General features: G+C 67.6%; 3 protein-coding genes. All 3 read right to left on the minus strand.

Annotated elements, in window-relative coordinates:
• Positions 1-67: 67 nt before the first annotated feature.
• Complete coding sequence (locus tag ACXJKH_RS19030) at positions 68-253, minus strand: DUF2065 domain-containing protein (protein ID WP_256775784.1); 186 nt, start codon at positions 251-253, stop codon at positions 68-70.
• Between the two features lie 66 nt (positions 254-319).
• Positions 320-1,183, minus strand: a complete 864-nt coding sequence (gene hflC, locus ACXJKH_RS19035) for a protease modulator HflC (RefSeq protein WP_256775785.1) — start codon at positions 1,181-1,183, stop codon at positions 320-322.
• A partial coding sequence (hflK, locus tag ACXJKH_RS19040) for an FtsH protease activity modulator HflK (RefSeq protein WP_457321718.1) occupies positions 1,180-2,198 on the minus strand: 1,019 nt, incomplete at its 5' end. The genes hflK and hflC, both read right to left, overlap by 4 nt.

The raw sequence follows: 2,198 nt of genomic DNA on the forward strand, positions 1-2,198 counted from the left end.
GCTCCAGGCCATCCCGGGAGCCGGCCAGCGGCCGGCACTACCGGATCTGGTGAGCGGCCGGTACGGCCTAGTGCTTCAACCACCACAGGGTGGTCAGCCCGGCCAGCAGGATCACCCCGCCCCAGGTGCGCAGGGCGGCGCTGCGCAGCATCAGCAGCTGTTCGGCCATGCGCTTCCAGGCCAACGGGGCGGCGAACAGGAACAGGCCCTCCAGGATCGCGACCAGGCACAGGGCGGAGAAAAAGTCGTTCATGGCGCTCCAAATAAAAYGGGGACCCGGTCTGCACCGGGTCCCCGTGGGTTGCTACCGCCTGCGACCTCAGCGATCGCTCTTGAGGTACTGCAGGAACGGGTCGTTCTTGTCGAGCACGATCACGCCGTTGCCGTCGGCCATGGAGCCACGGTAGGCCTCCAGGCTGCGGTAGAAGGCGTAGAACGACGGGTCGGCGGAACCGGCCTTGCCGTAGATCCGCGCCGCTTCGGCATCGCCGGTACCGCGCATCTGCTGGGCATCACGCTCGGCTTCGGCCACGATCACGGTGCTGTCGCGGTCGGCCTGGGCGCGGATGGTCAGCGACTGCTCCTCACCCTCGGCGCGCAGCTTGGCCGCTTCCTGCTTGCGCTGGGCGCGCATGCGCTCGTACACATCGTTGATCACCTGGCTGTCGGTGGGCAGGTCGATCTGCTTGATGCGCAGGTCGATGATCTGCATGCCCAGGTCCTTGACCGACTTGTTGATGCCGGTCAGCTGGTTGGCGATCAGTTCGCTGCGGTCACCGGACACCAGCTGCTGCAACGTGCGCGAGTTGATCTGGTTGCGCAGCGAGTCRGTGATGATCGGGGCCAGGCGCGCATTGGCCACGGTGGCGTCGCCGCCGGTGGCACGGTAGTAGTCGCGCACGTCGGAGATGTACCCGATGGCGAAGAAGTCGACGCTGACGTCCTTCTGCTCGGCGGTGAAGTAACGCGCCGGCGCGGTGTCGAGCACCTGGAAGCGGCGGTCGAACACCCGCACCGTTTCCACCAGCGGCACCTTGAAGTGCAGGCCCGGTTTGATGTCCGCGCGCACCACCTTGCCCAGGTTGAGCACCATCGCGGTCTGGTCTTCGCGGACCACGTACACCGAGCCCAGCAGGGCCAGCAGGGCGGCCACGGCCAGCCCGATCCAAAGGGAACTCTTCATCGGCTGACTCCTTCACGACCGGTGGGGCGGGTGGTCGGACGTTCGGTGTTGCGCACGCCATCCACCGGCGTGCTGGCCGGCAGCGACGGCAGCATCACTTCCGGGGTCACGGGCGGGGCAGCCGGGGCGGCCGCACCGCCACGGGTGTCGGCCGGCATCGGCACGTAGATCAGCTGGCGGCCATCGCCGCCGATGATCTTGCGGTTCTGGCCGAGCACCTGCTCCACCGTTTCCAGCCACAGGCGCTTGCGGGTGACTTCCGGGGCGTCCTTGTACTGGACCTGGAGCAGGCTGAAGCGCTCGGCATCACCCTGGGCCTTGGAGACCACGGCCTGCTTGTACCCCTCGGCGGTGGTGCGCGCACGCGAGGCCTGGCCACGCGCTTCGGGCACGACCTTGGCCGCGTACGCCTGGGCTTCGTTGATCAGGCGCTCCTTGACCTGCTGGGCGCCGTTGACCTCGTCGAAGGCCGGCTTCACTTCCTCCGGCGGACGCGCATCGGGCAGGGTCAGCCCGGTCACCGACAGGCCGGTACGGTAGGCCTTCAGCGAGGCCTGCAGGCGCTCTTCGGCGACCACGGCCAGCGGGCCGCGGTTGTTGAGCACTGCATTGAGGTCGGCACGCCCCACCTGCTCGCGGACCGCGCTCTGCGCCGACTGCTCCAGCACCTGGTCGGCCGAGACCGAGCCGAACAGGTACAGGCGCGGATCGTCGATGCGGTACTGCACGTTGACCGAGACGTTGACGATGTTCTCGTCGCGGGTCAGCACCGGTACCTGGCTGCTGAAGGTCTTGATCTGGGTGGCGTTGACCTTGTTGACCGACTCGATCGGCCACGGCAGTTTGAAGTTGGGGCCGGGCTGCAGGATCCGCGAGAACTGGCCGAAGCGCAGCACCACGCCGCGTTCCTGCTCGCCGATCAGCTGGAAGCTGGAGAACAGCAGCAGCAGGACCGCCGCAACGCCCACCCAACGCAGGATGCCGCCATCGAACAGGTCCTTGAGTGGCCCGGGGA

This window comes from Stenotrophomonas sp. P5_B8 (assembly GCF_054049855.1).

Coding starts and splice junctions, on each gene's coding strand:
- ACXJKH_RS19030 (WP_256775784.1), bottom strand. CDS start 253: ATGAACGACTTTTTCTCCGCCCTGTGCCTGGTCGCGATCCTGGAGGGC.